We start from the raw sequence: 5,559 nt of genomic DNA, 5'->3' as shown, positions 1-5,559 counted from the left end.
TTCTCTTTGTTGTGGTAAACAAGAGTGTAAGGCGTTGCTTATTTTTTTCAACTATCTCCCAATTCTATACAGCCCCTAATCGATAACGAATATTTTAAGGTAAAAGTAATGACTGGACTTATAAATAGTCGCCTACAAGAAGCGCTTATAGCACTCAAAGCCACCCAACAATATCGTCAACTACCCAACCTTCAACATAATGGGCCATACGTTATTAGCGAAGGTAAGACCTTACTCAATATTACCAGTAACGACTATCTTGGCTTAGGCGGCGACACTGAATTACAAAACGAATTTCTCAACCAAATAAGACTCCTATCAGCCGCACAAACACCTAAAATGAGTGCGACGTCCTCACGCTTGCTCACTGGAAGTGATGCACAACTGCAAGCGCTAGAGTCTGAGTTGCAGGAATGGTATCAAACCGCGGTGGACAAACAAGATACCTCTGTCTCAAAGTCGGTGTTGGTATTGAATAGCGGCTATCATGCCAACCTTGGCATATTACCAGCCCTAACAGCCTTGCCAGTCAAAACGCTTATTCTGGCTGACAAGCTAGTACATGCCAGTATTATCGATGGTCTGCGTCTAAGTCAAAGCAAGCTGGTTACCTATCGCCGTTATCGTCACAATGATTATGAGCATTTGGCTACATTTATTAAGCAAGCAAATCCAGACATTGAGCGCATTATTGTTGTCACTGAAAGCATCTTTAGTATGGATGGTGATCGTGCTGATTTATGTCAACTGGTACAATTAAAAGCCAAAGATGCTCGCATTGAGCTGTATGTCGATGAGGCTCATGCCATTGGTGTGTTGGGTGATACAGGCTTGGGACTCGCAGAAGAAACACAGACATTGGCTAATATTGACTATTTGGTCGGTACTTTTGGTAAAGCTTTTGCCTCAGTAGGTGCTTATATCATGTGTGATGACATCGTCAAGCAATGGCTGATTAACACCATGCGTCCGCTCATTTTTAGTACTGCATTACCCCCTATCAATCACGCATGGACACGGTTTATTTTAGCAAAAATGCCAACGCTAAATGACCAACGTGCGCATTTAGCGCAATTGTCTACCAAGCTTAGTCGAGCCATCGTCCAACGACACCGTGTCTCTCCAACTATTCAATATCCAAACTATGAGTCACCCATTGTGCCTTACATATTGGGTGATAACGCCAGCACTCTTGCCAAAGCACAACAGTTGCAAGCAGCAGGTTTTTACGCGATGCCTATCAGGCCACCCACCGTTCCTGCAAACACGGCGCGTATCCGTTTGGTCATGAATGCCAAGCTAACAAATAAAGACTGCGAGCAATTGATAAGACAGTTATGACGCTGTTCTGTAATAGAGATGTCAGCGCTACTATCGATTGATAACTGGCTCACTTGGATATAATAAACCTTATGAAAACACTCGCCAAAACGGATACATTTAGCACCAGAAAAAAAACCATCGCTCGTCATTTTGCCAATGCCAGCGACTATGACCAGCATGCCAATATTCAGCAGCAAGTCTGTCAATACTTATCCTCCAATATTGCACATGCGCAGCAAGATAGTGTGTTGGAAGTCGGTGCAGGAACCGGTCAAATGACCCGTTTAATAGCTGCACAGATACAAAGCCAGCATTGGCTGATCAATGAGTTATGCGCTGAACAGACCGATACACTGCAATCAATATTACCAACTGCCGATATAGAGATCGGTGATGCTGAAACCATGGATTTGGTAGCAAAGCATAGTTTGATAATCAGTGCTAACGCAGTGCAGTGGTTTGATAAGCCTTTAAGTTTCGTCGCACAGTCAGCGTTACGCTTACAAGCGGGCGGTCAACTGCTATTTAACACTTTTACGCCAAATAATTTTTGGCAGATTAAGCGTTTGACTGGTCAAGGACTCGATTATCCAGACATTGATGAGTGGCAATTAGCACTCGTCAATGCTGGATTTGAGAAAATCAAACTGTTCACCCAGCGTTTTGAGTTACCGTTTTCCAGTCCCTACGCTGTCTTAAAACATATGAAACTGACGGGCGTATCGACGAATCGTACTCAAATAAACTCCAGCAATACCCAGTCCTTTAGGTGGACAAAAGCACGCTTGCAACAGTTTGAGTCAGATTATTGGCAACATTTTTCAGCGCAAGATGATATTGGGCAGCCTATCGTTAATTTGACTTACGAAGTACTGATAGTGAGTGCGTTTAAACCGTAAAGACAAGATATAGAGTGGTAGGTTATCTTTTATAAATAACAACCATAAAAAAACGCACCCCGAAGGATGCGTTTTTCTAATTGAACAGCTTGTTAATTTAACTAATTATTAATAGCCTTACTTTTTGTCTTCGTCTACTTCAGTAAACTCAGCATCAACGACATCATCGTCGGCTTGGCTACTATCCGCTGCGCCTTCAGCGCCTTCTTGGAACTGGCTTGGATCCATACCCTCTGCGCCCGCACCACTATCAGCGTAAATCTTTTGGCTGATTGGTAAGAAAGCGTTATCTAAGGCTTCAAGTTTGGCTTTGATATCGTCATGGTCATCTTCTTTCGCCGCTGTTTCAAGCTCAGTGACCGCTGCTTCTACTGTTGATTTTTCATCTTCAGTGACTTTATCTTCCGCTTCTTTTAGCGCTTTTTGTACCGCATGGATACGACCATCTGCTTCGTTACGCACTTGCGCTAGGTTAGCAAATTTCTCATCTTCCGCAGCGTTTGCTTCTGCGTCACGAACCATTTGCTCGACTTCTTCATCCGACAAGCCAGAATCTGCTTTAATCTGGATACTTTGCGCTTTACCAGTACCTTTATCAGTTGCTGAGATATTCATGATACCGTCAGCGTTGATGTCGAAGCTCACTTCGATTTGTGGTAGACCACGTGGTGCTGGTGGAATGTCCGTTAAATCAAAACGTCCAAGCTGTTTATTTTGGTTGGCGATTTTACGCTCACCTTGATAAACCTGAATGGTTACGGCTGGCTGGTTGTCTTCTGCCGTTGAGAATACCTGTGATTTCTTGGTAGGAATCATGGTGTTTTTCTCGATAACTGGGGTCATAACACCACCCATGGTTTCGATACCTAGCGTCAATGGCGTCACATCAAGCAATAGTACGTCAGTTTTATCACCAGACAACACCGCGCCTTGAATCGCTGCACCAGCGGCTACTGCTTCGTCAGGGTTCACGTCTTTACGTGGCTCTTGACTGAAGAACTCTTGTACTTTTTGCTGTACCAATGGCATACGAGTCTGACCACCAACTAAGATGACATCATCGATATCGCCAATTTTTAGACCAGCATCTTCTAGGGCAGTTTTACATGGGCCCATTGTACGTTGTACTAGCTCTTCTGTTAGGCTCTCAAGTTTTGAGCGACTGATAGTAACTACCAAATGCTTAGGACCACTGCTATCAGCGGTGATATATGGCAAGTTCACTTCAGTACTTTGGGCACTTGATAGCTCAATTTTCGCTTTCTCTGCCGCTTCTTTTAGACGCTGCATCGCCAGAGAGTCACCTTTTAGGTTAACGTCTTGGTCTTTTTTGAATTCAGCCACTAAAAAGTCAATCAAGGCTGAGTCAAAGTCTTCACCACCAAGGAATGTATCACCATTGGTCGCTAGTACTTCAAATTGCTGCTCGCCATCGACATCAGCGATTTCGATGATTGATACGTCAAATGTACCACCACCCAAGTCATAAACGGCAACAGTGCTATCGCCTTGCTTTTTGTCCATACCATAAGCAAGTGCAGCAGCCGTTGGTTCGTTAATGATACGTTTTACATCTAGACCAGCAATTTTACCAGCGTCTTTAGTCGCTTGACGTTGTGAGTCATTGAAGTAAGCAGGTACAGTAACGACCGCTTCAGACACGCTTTCACCAAGATAGTCTTCGGCAGTTTTTTTCATCTTTTTCAAGATTTCAGCAGACACCTGTGGTGGTGCTAATTTTTTACCATTGATTTCTACCCACGCATCACCGTTATCCGCTTTGGCGATTTTGTACGGCACCATACCGATATCTTTTTGCACAACTTTGTCATCAAAGCGACGACCAATCAAACGCTTGATTGCAAATAAGGTGTTGCTTGGATTGGTCACTGCTTGACGCTTGGCTGACTGACCAACGAGGATTTCGTCATCTTTATAAGCGACAATCGATGGTGTGGTACGAGTACCTTCAGCGTTTTCGATAATTTTAACTTTATCGCCTTCCATCACTGCGACACATGAGTTAGTTGTACCTAAATCAATACCAATTACTTTACCCATAATTAATTGCTCCTAATTTATTTTTAAACAAAAATATTTATATCATCAGACCTTAGAAATTGTCTCTAGCGGGTCACTTGTTGCTTTATATAGGTTTACGTGGTCGTTTTTTCAAGTCAATAACCACGTAAATAATGCCTTTTATGTGATTTTTTGTGAAAACCCTTACTTCTGATAAGGTTTAGCACTGTTAAAGACTTCTTTTTTAAATACTAATACCCGCGGTACTAGTTTTTAAGCCGAATTGTCTTAAATACTATTATCTTAAATACTATTGCCCAACACGTACCATTGCTGGACGCAATAGACGACCGTTTAAGCTATAGCCTTTTTGCAACACTGTACCAACCGTATCAGCTGGCGCATCGGGGTCGATACCTACCGCTTCATGTAAGTCAGCGTTAAATTTTTCGCCTTGTGGTTCAACCACTTCGACACCATTTTTATTTAACACGTCTAATAACGCTTTATGGGTCAGTTTTACACCTTCAGTAACAGGATCATCTGCATGGGCGTTTTCGATAGCACGCTCTAGGTTGTCGACGACTTCTAACAACTCTTTTGCAAACTTTTGCAGGGCGAATTTTTTGCTTTTATCTGTTTCCTGCTCCATGCGTTTTTGCGCATTATAAGCTTCAGCATTGGCGCGAGCAGTGCCTTCTTTGGCTTGTTTAACTTCGCCTTCTAGCTCTTTAATGCGCGCAGCAAAGGTATCAAGGTTAATTTCATTCTCGATAGTCGCTTCTTCGCCTTCGTTGTTTTGTGGATCAAACTCTTTCATGGTTTCTTCCAAAATACTGTCGCTATGCTCAATATTGTCATGCGTCACATTTTGATCAACAGGCTCTTGATTTTGGTTTTGCTCGCTCATGATAACTCCTTAGAATTTTAATAATGCTTAGATTAACACACCAAGTGCAACGCTAAATTATATTATAGAACACCTGATTGGGCGTTTTAAACCCTAAGCGTTTTCTTGGTCTGTTGTTTAGTTTATTCTCAATGTCCTGTATCTCATTATCAGAGACTTGTCTAAAGTCACAACCCTTAGGCAAGAACTCTCTGATTAATCCGTTGGTATTCTCGTTGGTTCCTCGCTGCCATGACGCATAAGCATCGGCAAAGAAGAAAGCGCTAAAGAGCTTTTGTTTCACCTTCTTATGCTGAGCAAACTCTTTACCATTATCAGAGGTAATGGTCTTAACCTGCAACCTCACTGGCTTTAGGATACCTATCATTGCCTCTGATACTTGCTGTGCCGTTTTATGACCCACAC

General features: G+C 42.7%; 5 protein-coding genes. 2 read left to right on the top strand and 3 right to left on the bottom strand.

Going from position 1 to position 5,559, the window contains the following annotated elements:
* The first annotated feature begins 108 nt into the window (after nt 1-108).
* Together EI162_RS13150 and EI162_RS13145 are read left to right on the top strand one after the other, a co-directional pair.
* Entirely contained in the window at nt 109-1,341 is a 1,233-nt protein-coding gene (locus EI162_RS13150) for an 8-amino-7-oxononanoate synthase (RefSeq protein ID WP_192524772.1), read from the top strand.
* A 71-nt stretch (nt 1,342-1,412) separates the two neighbouring features.
* The gene (locus tag EI162_RS13145; protein WP_192524771.1) at nt 1,413-2,222 is read left to right on the top strand and encodes a methyltransferase domain-containing protein; all 810 of its coding nucleotides are present in this window, start codon (nt 1,413-1,415) and stop codon (nt 2,220-2,222) included.
* A gap of 117 nt (nt 2,223-2,339) precedes the next feature.
* Here the strand turns inward: EI162_RS13145 and dnaK are convergent, their stop codons facing one another.
* From dnaK to EI162_RS13130, 3 genes are all read right to left on the bottom strand, one after another.
* Nucleotides 2,340-4,283: a molecular chaperone DnaK gene (gene dnaK, locus EI162_RS13140; protein WP_192524770.1), complete on the bottom strand. Its 1,944-nt coding sequence runs from the start codon at nt 4,281-4,283 to the stop codon at nt 2,340-2,342.
* A gap of 271 nt (nt 4,284-4,554) precedes the next feature.
* Nucleotides 4,555-5,154 carry a nucleotide exchange factor GrpE gene (grpE, locus tag EI162_RS13135; protein ID WP_192524769.1) on the bottom strand — a complete coding sequence of 200 codons (600 nt, stop codon included), beginning with the start codon at nt 5,152-5,154 and terminating at the stop codon, nt 4,555-4,557.
* A 52-nt stretch (nt 5,155-5,206) separates the two neighbouring features.
* The coding region (locus EI162_RS13130; protein WP_192524768.1) for an IS30 family transposase at nt 5,207-5,559 on the bottom strand (353 nt) is incomplete at its 5' end.

The organism is Psychrobacter sp. FME6 (genome assembly GCF_014861365.1).
Taxonomy (GTDB): Bacteria; Pseudomonadota; Gammaproteobacteria; order Pseudomonadales; family Moraxellaceae; genus Psychrobacter.
This window is presented reverse-complemented; position numbering and strand designations above follow the sequence as displayed.